Genomic DNA, 13,634 nt, shown 5'->3' on the forward strand with positions numbered 1-13,634 from the left:
GTAAACAGGTTCTAAAAACGTGTTCCATTCAACGCTGCATAGCCCCGCCTTCCGGCGGGGCTTTTTCTTGGCGTCGGCTCAGATCACGCCTTGCGCCAGCATCGCCGCGGCCACCTTGCCGAAGGCCGCCACATTGGCGCCGCGGGCGTAGTCGACCGCGCCGTCCGGCTGGCCGCCATGCCGCACGCAGGCCTCGTGAATCTCCTCCATGATCCGGCGCAGCCGGGCGTCCACCTCCTGAGCGCTCCAGGGCAGGTGGGTGGCGTTCTGGCTCATTTCCAGGCCGGACACCGCCACGCCGCCGGCGTTGGAGGCCTTGCCGGGCGCGTACAGCGCGCCGGCCCGCTGGAAGCGCTGCGCCGCCTGGGCGGTGCAAGGCATATTGGCGCCTTCCGCCACGCAGCAGCAGCCATTGGCCAGCAAGGCCTCCGCGTCGTCGGCGTCCAGCTCGTTTTGCGTGGCGCAGGGCAGGGCGATGTCGCAGCGCAGACCCCATGGCCGCTGCCCCACGAGAAAGTCCAGGCCGTGGTCGGCGGCGAAGGCGGCCAGCCGGCCGCGGCGCTGATGCTTATGCTCGATCAAGGCCGCCAGCAAGTCCGGGCTCAGGCCGTCCGGCAGGCTGAGCGCGCCTTCCGAATCCGACAAGCTGACCACCCGGACGCCCAGCGCCAGCAGCTTTTCCGCCGCGTACAGCGCGACGTTGCCGGAGCCGGACAAGGCTGCGCGTTTGCCGGCCAGCGCCTGCCCGCGCGTGGCCAGCATGCGTTCAACGAAATACGCCAAGCCGTAGCCGGTGGCCTCCGGCCGCATCAGGCTGCCGCCGTAGCTGGGGCCTTTGCCGGTGAAAACGCCGGAAAACTGATTGCTCAGCCGCTTGTGCTGCCCAAACAGATAGCCGATCTCGCGCGCGCCGACGCCGATGTCGCCGGCCGGCACATCGGTCTCGGCGCCGATGTGGCGGAACAGCTCGCTGGCGAAAGCCTGGCAAAAACGCATCACCTCGCCCTCGCTCTTGCCCTTGGGGTCGAAGTCCGCGCCGCCCTTGGCGCCGCCCAGCGGCAGGCCGGTCAAGGCGTTCTTGAAGGTTTGTTCGAAAGCCAGGAATTTCAGCGTGCCCAGCGTCACCGAGGGATGGAAGCGCAGACCGCCCTTGTACGGCCCCAGCGCGCTGTTCATCTGCACCCGGTAGCCGCGGTTGACCTGGACGCGGCCGTGATCGTCCACCCAGGACACGCGGAACAGAATGACGCGCTCCGGCTCCAGCAGCCGTTCCAGCAGGCCATGGTCGAAGTGGTGCGGATGGCGGCTGAGGAAATCGTCCAGGCTGTGCAGCACTTCCGCCGCCGCCTGATGGAATTCGAACTGTTCCGGGTCGCGCAGGCGGACCCGGTCCAATAAAGTTTGCAGAGCATGATGCATGGACAAGACCTTTGGTCTGGCGGGCCGCGCAGGCGTCGGCGGCCCTGTGTTGTCATGGGTCGGGTAAAGAGCGGTCCGCAGCGCCGAAGCTTGATATGAGTTGTGAGCGAGGTGTCCGGCGAAGCGGCGGTATGTTTGCCTGGCCGCGGGTAGCGGGCAGGTTGCCGCATGGCGGCGAAGGCGGGAGCGTCCGATCGGAGGCGGGGCCGGGAGCCGCGCCGTTCGGGGTGGCCGGGCGGGCGGGAAAGGCCAGTGTAACCGATATCCGCGCAAGCGCCTCCCGCGCCTGGTCGTCATGACAGCCCGCTTTCCAACGGTATATTTCCCTCAAGGTGCAAACTTGGCGCTTGGCGGAGGTCTATCTCATTTTCCAAACCATCCGGAGGAGTAGGCCCCATGCTGCAGAATTACTTTCCCATCCTGTTATTCATCGTCGTCGGACTGCTGGTGGGCGTGGTGCCGCTGCTGATGGGCAAGTTGCTGGGGCCAAACCGGCCGGATCCGGAAAAGCTGTCGCCGTACGAGTGCGGCTTCGAGGCCTTCGAAGACGCGCGCATGCGCTTCGACGTCCGCTACTACCTGGTGGCCATCCTGTTCATCCTCTTCGATCTGGAAGTCGCTTTCATGATTCCCTGGGCGGTGACGCTGAAGGAGCTGGGCGGCTTCGGCCTGGGCGCGATGGCGGTGTTCCTGGGCGTGCTGGTCGTCGGCTTCATCTATGAATGGAAGAAGGGCGCTTTGCAGTGGGACTGACGATAGGCTGAGCCATCGCCCTCACCCGCGCCCGCTTTGCCGGCGCGGGTTTGTTTTTGGGGCGCGGCTCCGGAACCTGTTCAACGCCGTATCGCCGAAGCGCGGCAGACTTTGAACAGGCTCTCAGAGCTTGTTTACGATCTCGCGAGCTAAGGCGAGACAAGGCGAAAACGGCTGAGAAAGCGGAATGTACGCGTGGTACATGAGCATTTCGAAACTGTTTTCAACGCCGTATCGCCGACGCGCAGCAGATCGTAAACAGGTTCTCAGGCCAAGGCGCGCCGGCCGGCGAGATAGCGACGCAACAAGGCCGCCGCCAGCCAGGCCCAGTAAAGCCCCAGTCCCAGCGCGGCGGCGAACAGCGGCAGGCGATAGCCGCCGACGATCCAGGCCAGGCCGCAGCCGACCCAGACGCCGTGCAGGCCCAGCAGCCGGCGGTGGGAGGCCTCGCCCAGCAATTCATGGGTGGCCGGCAATTGCCGCCTGGGCAGGCCGCGCTGTTTCAGGTCCAGCCAGGCGAGGAAGGGCAGGATCTTGCCCTGCATGGAAAGCACCGCGCCCAGGCCGAAGCCGCCCAGCCAGAGCCAGCCGGCCAGCATGGGCGGCGCTTCCGACAGCGGCAGCAGGCGCGCGGCGAGCGCGCAGGGCGCGGCCGCCGTCATCCAGATCAGGCTGGCCCGCCAGCCGCGGCGCAGGGGGTCGGCGCGGCGCTGGCTGCGCCGCAGCGCGTCCAATTGCCGCAGGCCCTGCCACAGCACGAACAGCGCCAAGGCGGTCAGCAGGCCGGAGACGACGGCGGGCGCGTCCCAGATCAGCGCGACGCCGCTCAGGCATAGCAGGCCGAACAACAAGGTCTCCCGCGGCAGCCGCCCCGTCGCCGGCGGCGGCGTGACCAGAAACATTGGGATCACCGTGCGCGCCACCGACAGCACCAGCAGCCACAACCAACCCAGCGCCGCCCACAGCACATGGTTGTCCAGCAAGGGACCCAAGGGCAGCGCGACGCGGCCGCCCAGCAACAAGACCAGGGCCGCGCCAAGACAGGCGGCGACGGCCAGCGCGCACAGCGCCAGCCGCAGGCCCCGGCTGCCGGCGTCCCGCGCCGGGCTGCGCAGCAAGCCGCGCAGGCCGAACAGCGCCGGCGTCAGCAAGGCCGGCGTCAGCAGCGCGGCGCCCGCCTGCAGCCACAGCGGCGACAGACCCAGCTGGAAACCGGCCACCAGAAGCGCGCAGCCGGCCTGCAAGGGCAGAAAACAAGCCAGCAGCAGCCGGCGCGGATGCGGAATCGGCATCCCCGCCGTCACCGCCAACAACTGCCACAGGGACCCCAGCATCGCATTGCCCAGCACGCCCAGCGCCAGCGCGTGGGTCAGCGCCAGCACCTCGGGCAGAAAGCGCGAGGGCGCGCCGTCCGGCAGCGCCGCCAACAAGGCCGCCGTCGCCAGCAGCCAGCAGGGCGCGGCCAGCATATGGGCCAGCGGCAGCCACAGAGGCGGGGCCTGTTGGTAGTCCAGCCAGGCCTGGCTCATCACCGACTCAGAATCAGCACGACGCCGCCGTCCCCCGACAGTTCAAAGCGATAACGCAGGCCGGCTTTTTCCAACATGGGCAGCAGCGGGGTGGGATGGTGGGGCAGCACCCAGGCGAGGCTGTCGCCGGGCTGCATCTGTTCGGCGGCGTCCAGGATGATTTCCATAGGTTCGGGCGGCGCCAGGTGGCGCAGGTCTTGCGGGGTCATGGCTGCGCGCCCTCCACAATCAACTCCGCCATTTCCGGCAGCGCTTGCGCGCACATGGGGTAGAGCACGTTTTCTTCCTTCATATTGTGTTGCTGCATCAGGATGAGCAGGGTGTCGTTCAGGCCCAGGAAAGCTTGCAGATGCTGCGCGGCCAGCGCCTCGTCCATGTCCTCCAGCAAATCCCGCATGTCCTGATGCTCCATGCGCATGATGCGGGTCGGCCCCATGCTGCTGCCGCTGGCGGCTTCGAAAGCCGGGAACAGCGCGTCTTCTTCAACGGCGAAATGCGCTTCCATCTCCCGGCGGAAAGCCTGGAAATGGCTCAGGGCCAAGGCCCAGTCCTGCGCGCGGGCCGCGGTTTCGCAATCGGCGAAGCGCGCGTCGCAGGCGCGGTGTTGCTCAACAAGGGTGTCGATGGCGCTCATGGCGTGTACTCGTGGGATGGAGCGCGCAGTATGGCCGCGGCGGCGGGGGCGGCAGAATGACCGGGATCAAGGAATCCCAAACCATGGCCCAGCGCCGCGCGCAGCGCCGCCAGCTCCTGATGCAGACGCACCACGCCGCCTATGATCAACAGCGCCGGCGCGCGCAGCCGGTATTGCTCCGCCAGCCGGCCCAGCTCGGACAAGCGGCCGCAGACGCAGCGCTCGCCCGGCATACAGGCCTGCTCGACGATGGCCACCGGCGTGTCCGGCGCGCGGCCGTGGCTCAGCAACTGCTCGGCGATATGGGCGGCCTCGCCCAAGCCCATATAGACCACCACGGTTTCGTCCGGCCCGCTGTCCGCGGTCCAGGCCAGCGCCGACGCGCCTTCGCGGCGGTGGCCGGTGACGAAGCGGCAGCCCTGGGCGTAGTCGCGGTGGGTCAGTGGCAGCGCCAGGCTGGCCGCCGCGCCCAGCGCCGCGCTGACGCCCGGCACCGCCTCGCAGCGGATGCCGGCGGCCAGCAGCGCGCGCATCTCCTCGCCGCCGCGGCCGAACATGAAGGGATCGCCGCCCTTCAGCCGCGCCACGCGCAGGCCCTGGCGCGCCAGCGCGATCATCAACTGGTTGATTTCGGCCTGCGGCAAGGTGTGGCGGCTGGCGCGCTTGCCGACGCAGACGCGCCGGGCCGAGGGCGGCGCCAATTGCAGGATCTCGGCGTCTATCAGGTGGTCGTACAGCACCGCGTCGGCCTGGGCCAGGCGCTGCGCGGCGCGCACGGTGAGCAGATCGGCGCAGCCGGGGCCGGCGCCCAAGAGCGCGACGCTGCCGGGCGGAAAGGGCGGGGCGGCGGCGCTCAGTCCGGCGCGGGGAAGAGGGGTGACGGGGCGGATCATGGCGGCCTCCTTGCGGTTGGCGATGACGGATGGCGCCAGTGTAGGAAGGCGGACGGCCGGAAATCGTTGATTCGAATCAATGCTCCCGGGATGCCCGAATCCGTACAGTTCGGCCCGAGTACCGCGCCGGCGGTGCAAGCATTCGAGGAGGACATGATGAGCGCGAGCTTCACCAAATCGACCGCCCGCAATATTTTTTACGGCGGCTCGGTTTTCTTTTTCCTGTTGTTCCTGGGGCTGACCCTGGACACCACCCTGGCCCTGCCCAGCCATAACGCCAAGGCCCAGCTCACCGAGCAGGCGGTGCGCGGCAAGAAGATCTGGGAGACGCGCAGTTGCGGCGGCTGCCACACCTTGCTGGGCGAGGGCGCTTACTTTGGGCCGGAGCTGGGCAACGTCTACGTGCGCCGCGGCCCGGAATTCATCAAGGGCTGGATGCAGGCGATGCCGACCAACGCGCCGGGCCGCCGCCAGATGCCGCAGTTCCATCTGAACCCGGCCGAGCTGGACGACCTGGTGGCCTTCCTGAAATACGCGTCGCAGATCAACACCAATAACTGGCCGCCCAATATCGAGGGCTGATCCCGTCCCATCCCTTTATCTTTGGAGAACACAATGAGCAACGCTACCGTGGCCACGCCGCCGCGCGGCGCGACCGCAGCCGTCGCGCAGGTGCGCTACCGCTCGCAGGCCGTGGCCAAACCCTATTTCATCGCCGCCATCGGCCTGTTCATCGGCCAGATCGTGTTTGGCCTGATCATCGGCCTGCAATACGTGATCGGCGATTTCCTGTTTCCCGCCGTGCCCTTCGGCACCGCCCGCATGGTGCACACCAACCTGCTGATCGTCTGGCTGCTGTTCGGCTTCATGGGCGCCGGCTATTACCTGATCCCGGAGGAGAGCGAGCGCGAACTGCACAGCCCACGGCTGGCCATCATCACCTTCTGGGTGTTCCTGGTGGCCGGCGCGCTGACCATACTCGGCTACCTGGGCCTGCCCTACCATGAACTGGCCCGGCTCACCGGCAACGATCTGCTGCCCACCATGGGCCGCGGCTATCTGGAACAGCCGCTGATCACCAAGGTGGGCATCGTGCTGGTGGCGCTTTCCTTCCTCTACAACCTGTCCATGACCCTGCTGGCCGGCCGCAAGACCAGCATCAGCATCGTGATGATGCTGGGCCTGTGGGGCCTGGCCGTGTTCTTCCTGTTCTCCTTCGTCAACCCGGACAACCTAGTGCTGGACAAGTACTACTGGTGGTGGGTGGTGCACCTGTGGGTGGAGGGCGTGTGGGAACTGATCATGGGCGCGATGCTGGCCTTCGTCCTGGTGAAAGTGACCGGGGTGGACCGCGAGGTGATCGAGAAATGGCTGTACCTGATCATCGCCATGACCCTGATCACCGGCATCATCGGCACCGGCCACCATTATTTCTGGATAGGCGTGCCGGCCTACTGGCAGCTGTGGGGCTCCATCTTCTCCGCGCTGGAACCGGTGCCCTTCTTCATGATGACCCTGTTCGCCTTCAATATGGTCAAACGCCGCCGCCGCGAACACCCCAACCAGGCCGCCACCTTGTGGGCGCTGGGCACCGGGGTGATGTCCTTCCTCGGCGCCGGGGTGTGGGGCTTCATCGGCACGCTGTCGGTGGTCAACTACTACACCCACGGCACCCAGGTAACCGCCTCCCACGGCCACATGGCCTTCTACGGCGCTTACGTGATGGTGGTGCTGACCATGATCTCCTACACCATGCCGCTGCTGCGCGGCCGCGAGGCCAATTGCGCGCAGGCGCAGAAGGTGGAAAAAACCGCGTTCTGGGTGATGACCCTGTCCATCGTGGCCATCACTCTGTGCCTGACCGCCGCCGGCGCGGTCCAGGTGTGGTTGCAGCGCATGTCCGCCACGCCGCTGTCCTTCATGGAAACACAGGAACGGATCATGCCCATCTACTGGGGGCGCTGGGTGTTCGGCATCAGCTTCTTCTGCGGGCTGGTGTTGTATGTGATCAGCTTCTTCGTCACCGGCAAGCGCGAGGATTGAGGGTGGCTCAAGCAAGGACGGCGACGCGGGAGGCCTTGGCATGGAGCTGAGCGCGCCGCCGGAGCGCCGCGTGCCGGGCGATCTGGCGATGTGGTGTTTCATCCTGGCCGAGCTGGCGGTGTTCGGCGTGTTCTTCCTGGCCTACGCCTGGGCCCGCCGGCAACAGCCGGCGTTGTTCGCGGCAGGGCAGGGCGAACTGGAGCTGGGCCTGCCCACGCTCAATACCCTGTTGCTGCTGGCCGGCAGCGCCGCCGTCCTGGCCGCGCTCAGCGCCTTCTCCGCCGACCGGCAGCGCGCCGGGCGGCGCTGGCTGGCGCTGACCCTGCTGGCCGGCGGCGGCTTTCTCGGTTTGAAAGGCTATGAGCTGGTGGGCAAGGCCTTGCAAGGGATTACCATGTCCAGCAACGACTTCTGGATGTTCTACCTGTCGTTGACGGTGTTTCACTTTCTGCATGTGGTGTTGGGCATGGTGATCGTGGCGGCGGTGTGGCGGCTGGCCCGCGACGGCCGTTACAAGCCGGGATCGATGGACGAGGTGGAAACCGCCGCCGCCTACTGGCATATGGTGGATTTGGTGTGGTTGCTGTTGTTCGCCCTGGTCTACGTGGCGAGATAGACGCCCGCGCAAAGCCTTATTTCGCATCAAGGCGGCCGCCGCGCCGCATCGGCATCATGCCCTCATGACTCATCCCACTCCTCTCGCGCAAACCGGTCTGTGGCTGTTGTTGTCCGGGCTGACCCTGCTGGCCGCCTGGCTGGCCGAAGGCGGCCGGCCGCCGCATCTGGCGCTGATCGCGCTGGGCCTGGCCTGGCTCAAGGGCGTGTTGCTGGTGGAGCGCTATATGGGCTTGCGCGACGCGCCTCGCTGGCTGCGCGCGCTGGTGCAGGGCTGGCTGGCGCTGGTGTCGGCCGCGCTGCTGCTCAGCTTTATCTGAAGGAACGCCGATGAACGCGCCTGAACTCCTGACTATCCCCGTCCCCTTCTATCAGCCGCAAGGCGCCGAGTGCGAGCTGTTCGAAGCCGCCTGGCGCCAGCAACTGCCGGTGCTGATCAAGGGGCCCACCGGCTGCGGCAAGACCCGCTTCGTCGCCCATATGGCGGCGCGGCTCAGCCTGCCGTTGATCACCGTCTCCTGCCACGACGACCTGAGCGCGGCCGATCTGGTGGGCCGCCACCTGATCGCCGACGGCGCCACCGTCTGGTGCGACGGCCCGCTGACCCGCGCGGTGCGGATAGGCGGCATCTGCTATCTGGACGAAGTGGTGGAAGCGCGCAAAGACACCACCGTGGTGCTGCACCCGCTGACCGACGACCGCCGCATCCTGCCGGTGGAACGCACCGGCGAAGTGCTGCAAGCGCCGCCGGGCTTCATGCTGGTGGTGTCCTACAACCCCGGCTACCAACACGTGTTGAAAACGCTGAAGCCCAGCACTCGCCAGCGTTTTGTCGCCATGAGCTTCGACTTTCCGCCGCCGGAAGTGGAAATCGGCGTGCTGATGCTGGAAAGCGGGATAGGCGAAGCGCTGGCGCGCCAACTGGTGACGCTGGCCGGTCAGCTGCGGCGCTTGTCCGGCTACGACCTGGAAGAAGCCGCCAGCACGCGGCTGCTGGTGTACGCCGCCAAACTGATCCAGGCCGGCCTGCCGCCCTGGCAAGCCTGCCGCACCGCGCTGGCGGAACCGCTGAGCGACGACGCCGACACCGTGGCGGCGCTGCTGGCGGTGATCCAGACCCAATTCCCCGGCTGAACGGCATGGAAGACATTGTCGGCGGCTGGTGGGACAAACTGGCGCGGCGCGCGGCGCGGCGCGGCTTTCCGGAATACGCGGCGGAGCTGGCGCAGGTGACGGCGCAAGCGCCGCTGTTCTTCCGCGCCATGGGCGGCGACCCGGCGCTGGCGCTGCGCACCACCGTGGGCACCGAACACGGCGCGCGCCGCGGCTGGCTGCAACGGCTGGCCGGCACCGGCGCGCGGATGGAGCTGGCCTGGCGGGACAGCCAGGCGCTCTACCTGCCCGAGCGCATCGATTGTTTTCCCAGCGCGGCCCTCAACCGCGACTGTTACTTCTGGCTGCTGGCCCAGGCCGCCTACGCCGCCGACAACGACGGCGACTGGCTGAGCCGCAACCGCCTGGCCGCGGCGCGCGCCTTGGCGGACATGCCGGGCCTGGCCGCCGTTTACCGCCGGCTGGCGGCGGCCGCGCTGGCGCAGCGGCCGAAGCCCTCCGACCTGCCGCAGGCGGAAGCCGCGGTGGAGCGCGCGATCCAGGCGGCGCTGAGCCGGCCGGAGCAGGCGGTGACGCTGCCGCCGTTGAGCCGGCCGCCGCAGCCGGTGCCGCTGTGGTTGCACCCGGAACCGCCGCTGACGGAGGCCGAAGGGCAGGGCAGCCGCCACGCCGACGGCGAACGCGGCGGCGGCAAGGACGCCCAGCGCCAGCGCCGCCGCTACCGCGCCCGGCGCATGGAACAGGACCAGCGCAAGAACGGCATGCTGATGGTGTTCCGCGCCGAGAGCCTGTTCACCTGGGACGAATACGTCAAGGTCAACCGCCACAACGACGACGACGATGACGGCAACGGCGAAATCGCCGCCGAAGACATGAACCGGCTGACCCTGGGCCAGGACGCCCATACCCGCGGCAGCCGGCTGCGTTTCGATCTGGACCTGCCGGCCGCCGCCTACGACGACACCCCGCTGGGGCCGGGCATCAAGCTGCCGGAATGGCACTGGAAGCGGCAATGCTTGGAGGAGGACCACTGCCTGCTGCGGCCGATGCTGCCGCGCGACGCCGCGCCGGCGCCGTTGCCGGAACGCTTGCAGCCACTGGCGCGCCGGCTGCGGCGGCAATTCCAGGCGCTGGCGCCGGAGCGCCGCCGGCGCAGCGGCGAAACCGCCGGGCCGGACATCGACCTGGACCGGCTGATCCGCTTCCTTGCGGAACGGCGCGGCGGCGCGGCGCTGAGCGAGCCGGCGCTGTACCAGGACTGGCCGCCGGGCGAACGCAGCCTGGCCTGCCTGACCCTGGCCGACCTGTCGCTGTCCACCGAAAGCTGGCTGGGCGAAACCGGCCGGGTGATCGACGTGATCCGCGACAGCCTGCTGCTGTTTGCCGAAGCGCTGGCCGCCAGCGGCGACGACTTCGGCCTGTACGGTTTTTCCTCGCTGCGGCGGCAGGAAGTGCGCTTGCAGATCCTCAAAGACTTTGCCGACCGTTACGACGACGCCGCCCGCGGCCGCATCCTCGCCATCCGGCCCGGCTACTACACCCGCATGGGCGCGGCCATCCGCCAGTGCAGCCGCATCCTGAGCGAGCGGCCGGCGCAGCGCCGTTTGTTGTTGCTGATCTCGGACGGCAAGCCCAACGATCTGGACCACTACGAAGGCCGCTACGGCATAGAAGACACGCGCCAGGCGGTGCTGGAAGCCCGCCGCGCCGGCCTGACGCCGTTCTGCGTGACCATAGACCGCGAGGCGGGCGACTACCTGCCGCATTTGTTCGGCCGCAATGGTTATGCGCTGGTGAGGCAGGCGGAGAGGTTGCCGCAGGCGTTGACCAGGCTGTATGCCAGTCTGACGACGTGAGATTGGGGCGAATCAACTTTTTGTATCCGCTGCGCGGATGATGATTTTCATTGCCGGGGCTGCCCGGCGGGCAGGAAGGGGAATTTGCGCGGCCAAATTCCCCTATCACTGAGCGAATCAAAGATTCGCACGTAGTCCCCCAAAGGCTGCCCTGCAAGCCTGGCCTACGGCTTCCCGCCGGGTCCCGTCAGGCCCGAGGCGCGGCTGAACTCGCAGCGCGCTAACGTCGCGCTGCTCGAACAGGCAGCCGCTTAAAACCTCGGGCCTGCCACCCGACGGCAGGCTTGAAGGGAGCGGGGGTAGCGTCGCATACCGGCTTGCTTCGTTGATGACACGCAAAGTCCTAAAAGTGGCGAACTGGCATAGTTGAACAAGTAATCAAGGAGTTCCATGGCCAAAAAATTCCCGCTGCACCCCGCCCACCCCGAACGCATCTGCTGGGGCTGCGACCTCTATTGCCCCGCCCACTCCCTGCAATGCGGCAACGGCTCCAGCCGTACCCAGCATCCGGCGGAAGTGCTGGGCGACGACTGGTATCAATACGGCGACTGGGGCCTGGAGGATTCCCCGGTCACGGGACAGGACGGCTCCGGCAAGCGTTGATTCGAATCAAGGCTGTCCATATGCGTCCGGGATGATCATGCTCGCAAAAGGGTTATTCCTAACGCTGGAGCGCACGCCATGAAGTTTAAGTCTCCGAAGCAGTCCCTGTTCACCAAGAGCGTCTTGCTCGCCCTGTTGCCGCTGGCCGCGGCCCCCGTCTGGGCGGACACCGCCGCCCCGCCCGCCGGCGAGGCGATGCACCAGAACGCCAACGCCAAAGCCCCGCCGATGACCGAGGCGGAATTCACCCGCGGCAAGCAAATCTACTTCGAACGCTGCGCCGGCTGTCACGGCGTGCTGCGCAAAGGCGCCACCGGCAAGGCGCTGACGCCGGACATCACCCTGGCGCGCGGCACTGAATACCTGAAAACCTTCATCAAATACGGCTCCCCGGCCGGCATGCCCAACTGGGGCACCTCCGGCGAGTTCAACGACCAGCAAGTGGACTTGATGGCGCGCTATGTGCAGCAAGAGCCGCCCACCCCGCCGGAATTCGGCATGCAGGACATGCTGGCCACCTGGAAAGTGCAAGTGCCGGTGGACAAGCGTCCGCGGCGCAAGGAAAACCAGCTGGACATCTCCAACCTGTTCTCCGTCACCCTGCGCGACGCCGGCGAAATCGCGCTGATCGACGGCCACAGCAAACAGATCGTCAGCGTGATCAAGACCGGCTACGCCGTGCACATCTCCCGGCTGTCCAAATCCGGCCGCTATCTGTACGTGATCGGCCGCGACGGCAAGATCAATCTGGTGGACCTGTGGATGGCCAAGCCGGACAGCGTGGCGGAAATCCGCATCGGCCTGGAAGCGCGCTCGGTGGAAACCTCCAAATACCGCGGCTACGACGACAAGCTGGCCGTGGCCGGCGCTTACTGGCCGCCGCAATACGTGATCATGGACGGGGCCAGCCTCAAGCCGCTGAAAATCGTCGGCACCCGCGGCATGACGGTGGACAACGAATACCACCCGGAACCGCGCGTGGCCTCCATCGTGGCCAGCCATTACAAGCCGGAGTTCGTGGTCAACGCCAAGGAAACCGGCAAGATCATGATGGTGGACTACTCGGACCTGGCCAACCTCAAGACCACCACCATAGACGCCGCCAAATTCCTGCACGACGGCGGCTTCGACGCCAGCGGCCGCTACTTCATGGTGGCCGCCAACGCCTCCAATAAAGTGGCGGTGGTGGACACCAAGCTGGACAAGCTGGCGGCGCTGGTGGACGTGGGCAAAACCCCGCACCCCGGCCGCGGCGCCAACTTCACCGATCCGCAATACGGGCCGGTCTGGGCCACCAGCCACCTGGGCGACGACAGCATCAGCCTGGTGGGCACCGATCCGGAAAAACACAAGGCCCAGGCCTGGAAAGTGGTGCGCACGCTCAAAGGGCAGGGCGGCGGCTCGCTCTTCATCAAGACCCATCCGCAATCCGCCAATCTGTGGGTGGACACCGTGTTCAACCCGGACGCCAAGCTCAGCCAGAGCGTGGCGGTGTTCGACATCAAGCACCTGGACAAGGGCTTCTCCATGCTGCCGATAGGCGAATGGTCCGGCCTGAGCGACGGCGCCAAACGCGTGTTGCAGCCGGAGTTCAACAAGGCCGGCGATGAAGTCTGGTTCTCGGTCTGGAGCGCCAAGGACAAGCAATCCGCCATCGTGGTGGTGGACGACAAAACCCGCAAGCTCAAGGCCGTGATCAAGGACCCGCGCCTGGTCACCCCCACCGGCAAATTCAACGTCTACAACACCCAGCACGACATCTACTGACCCCGCCAGCACGCCTGCCGGGCCAGCCCCGGCGGGCGGAGGAGAACGCAATGAAAACAAGCCTGATCCTGGCCTGCGCCGCCCTGGCGCTGCACGCGCTGCCGGCCGCGGCCGCCGCGCCGGAAGCGCTGCTCAAGCAGCACAACTGCCTGGCCTGCCACGCGCTGGACGCCAAGCTGGTGGGGCCGTCCTACCAACAGGTGGCCGCCAAGTACAAGGGGCAGGACGCCGCCGTCAAGCTGATGGACAAGGTGAAAAAGGGCGGCTCCGGCAGCTTCGGCCCGGTGCCGATGTCGCCCAACCCGCAAGTGCCGGACGCCGAACTCAAGGCCATGGTGCAATGGATCCTGAACCGCTGATCCGCGGCGCGGCGGCGGCCTTGCTGCTGCTCTGCGGCGCCGCCGTCGCC

The 13,634-nt window shown here is 67.2% G+C and carries 15 protein-coding genes; 10 read left to right on the forward strand and 5 right to left on the reverse strand.

Annotation, left to right across the window (positions count from 1 at the left end; translation table 11 throughout):
* Positions 1 to 78: 78 nt before the first annotated feature.
* Positions 79 to 1,419 carry an NADP-specific glutamate dehydrogenase gene (gene gdhA / locus NK214_RS08380; RefSeq protein WP_227105258.1) on the reverse strand — a complete coding sequence of 447 codons (1,341 nt, stop codon included), beginning with the start codon at positions 1,417 to 1,419 and terminating at the stop codon, positions 79 to 81.
* A gap of 396 nt (positions 1,420 to 1,815) precedes the next feature.
* On the opposite strand from gdhA, the gene NK214_RS08385 reads away from it, so the two are divergent.
* A complete protein-coding gene (locus tag NK214_RS08385; RefSeq protein ID WP_019103334.1) occupies positions 1,816 to 2,172 on the forward strand; it encodes an NADH-quinone oxidoreductase subunit A in 357 nt (118 codons plus the stop codon).
* Between the two features lie 266 nt (positions 2,173 to 2,438).
* On the opposite strand, the gene NK214_RS08390 is transcribed toward NK214_RS08385, so the two are convergent.
* From NK214_RS08390 to cobA, 4 genes are read right to left on the reverse strand one after another with little or no spacing between them, the layout of a single operon-like run.
* On the reverse strand, positions 2,439 to 3,701 hold the full coding sequence (locus NK214_RS08390; RefSeq protein WP_253314220.1) for a hypothetical protein: 1,263 nt from the start codon (positions 3,699 to 3,701) through the stop codon (positions 2,439 to 2,441).
* Positions 3,701 to 3,910 carry a DUF2249 domain-containing protein gene (locus NK214_RS08395; RefSeq protein ID WP_253314221.1) on the reverse strand — a complete coding sequence of 70 codons (210 nt, stop codon included), beginning with the start codon at positions 3,908 to 3,910 and terminating at the stop codon, positions 3,701 to 3,703. The genes NK214_RS08390 and NK214_RS08395 overlap by 1 nt, the downstream gene beginning before the upstream one ends.
* Complete coding sequence (locus NK214_RS08400) at positions 3,907 to 4,335, reverse strand: hemerythrin domain-containing protein (RefSeq protein ID WP_253314222.1); 429 nt, start codon at positions 4,333 to 4,335, stop codon at positions 3,907 to 3,909. Before NK214_RS08400 ends, NK214_RS08395 begins: the two co-directional genes overlap by 4 nt.
* A complete protein-coding gene (cobA, locus tag NK214_RS08405; RefSeq protein ID WP_227105256.1) occupies positions 4,332 to 5,228 on the reverse strand; it encodes a uroporphyrinogen-III C-methyltransferase in 897 nt (298 codons plus the stop codon). The genes NK214_RS08400 and cobA overlap by 4 nt, the downstream gene beginning before the upstream one ends.
* Positions 5,229 to 5,384: 156 nt before the next feature.
* Between cobA and NK214_RS08410 the strand changes: the two genes are divergently transcribed.
* From NK214_RS08410 to NK214_RS08450, 9 genes are all read left to right on the forward strand, one after another.
* The gene (locus tag NK214_RS08410; RefSeq protein ID WP_043590012.1) at positions 5,385 to 5,810 is read left to right on the forward strand and encodes a cytochrome c; all 426 of its coding nucleotides are present in this window, start codon (positions 5,385 to 5,387) and stop codon (positions 5,808 to 5,810) included.
* Between the two features lie 33 nt (positions 5,811 to 5,843).
* Positions 5,844 to 7,271 carry a cbb3-type cytochrome c oxidase subunit I gene (locus NK214_RS08415; protein WP_227105255.1) on the forward strand — a complete coding sequence of 476 codons (1,428 nt, stop codon included), beginning with the start codon at positions 5,844 to 5,846 and terminating at the stop codon, positions 7,269 to 7,271.
* Positions 7,272 to 7,311: 40 nt separating this feature from the next.
* Positions 7,312 to 7,887 carry a cytochrome c oxidase subunit 3 gene (locus NK214_RS08420; RefSeq protein WP_253314223.1) on the forward strand — a complete coding sequence of 192 codons (576 nt, stop codon included), beginning with the start codon at positions 7,312 to 7,314 and terminating at the stop codon, positions 7,885 to 7,887.
* A gap of 64 nt (positions 7,888 to 7,951) precedes the next feature.
* Complete coding sequence (locus NK214_RS08425; protein WP_048414063.1) at positions 7,952 to 8,206, forward strand: cytochrome C oxidase subunit IV family protein; 255 nt, start codon at positions 7,952 to 7,954, stop codon at positions 8,204 to 8,206.
* 10 nt (positions 8,207 to 8,216) lie between these two features.
* Positions 8,217 to 9,020, forward strand: coding sequence for a CbbQ/NirQ/NorQ/GpvN family protein (locus tag NK214_RS08430; RefSeq protein ID WP_253314224.1), 804 nt, complete (start codon positions 8,217 to 8,219; stop codon positions 9,018 to 9,020).
* Between the two features lie 5 nt (positions 9,021 to 9,025).
* Positions 9,026 to 10,855 carry a nitric oxide reductase activation protein NorD gene (locus NK214_RS08435; protein ID WP_253314225.1) on the forward strand — a complete coding sequence of 610 codons (1,830 nt, stop codon included), beginning with the start codon at positions 9,026 to 9,028 and terminating at the stop codon, positions 10,853 to 10,855.
* Positions 10,856 to 11,245: 390 nt separating this feature from the next.
* Positions 11,246 to 11,458, forward strand: coding sequence for a DUF3079 domain-containing protein (locus NK214_RS08440; protein WP_107800712.1), 213 nt, complete (start codon positions 11,246 to 11,248; stop codon positions 11,456 to 11,458).
* A 78-nt stretch (positions 11,459 to 11,536) separates the two neighbouring features.
* Positions 11,537 to 13,225, forward strand: coding sequence for a nitrite reductase (locus NK214_RS08445; RefSeq protein WP_305883550.1), 1,689 nt, complete (start codon positions 11,537 to 11,539; stop codon positions 13,223 to 13,225).
* A 50-nt stretch (positions 13,226 to 13,275) separates the two neighbouring features.
* On the forward strand, positions 13,276 to 13,584 hold the full coding sequence (locus NK214_RS08450; protein ID WP_107800710.1) for a c-type cytochrome: 309 nt from the start codon (positions 13,276 to 13,278) through the stop codon (positions 13,582 to 13,584).
* Positions 13,585 to 13,634 lie beyond the last annotated feature (50 nt).

It is taken from the genome of Chromobacterium sp. S0633 (assembly GCF_024158805.1).
Lineage (GTDB): Bacteria > Pseudomonadota > Gammaproteobacteria > Burkholderiales > Chromobacteriaceae > Chromobacterium.